General features: G+C 56.4%; 1 protein-coding gene and 1 pseudogene. Both read right to left on the reverse strand.

Annotated features, from left to right (window positions below; genetic code table 11):
* Nucleotides 1–99: pseudogene (locus tag AC2A06_RS18925) on the reverse strand (type VI secretion system protein TssL, short form); the annotation flags it as partial.
* A 13-nt stretch (nucleotides 100–112) separates the two neighbouring features.
* A partial coding sequence (tssK, locus tag AC2A06_RS18930; RefSeq protein WP_484381286.1) for a type VI secretion system baseplate subunit TssK occupies nucleotides 113–383 on the reverse strand: 271 nt, incomplete at its 5' end.

A 383-nucleotide genomic window follows, 5' to 3' on the forward strand; every position in this document is an offset into this window, starting at 1 on the left:
TTCCCCTTCCTGAAACTCGGGGCCATGGCGCAGGCTAATCACCTGCAGCCAGGTGTTTTGCAACAGCGCGTCAATATCACACTTTTTTATCTGACTCATATCGTTCTCTGGCTCATGTTCTCAGCACCGCAAACAACTCAAGCTCAGGCTCGCCAAGCATGCCTGGGACATAGAACATACAGTTACCACTCTCCAGCATCTCGCGCGCCGCCGGGTGTGATAAATCCAGGGAGAAATACTGGTTTTCCAGGCGCAACGGGATGGCCGCAGGGACGTGACGCAGCGGTTTGAGTGGCACGCCCTGTTGCGAGGCATTCACCAGGCTGGCGACATAATCGGGACTGCCCACCTTGCACTGGCGCGGGAACTGCTCCTGAAGTTGC

It is taken from the genome of Serratia sp. HNCC26DJ244 (assembly GCF_057180565.1).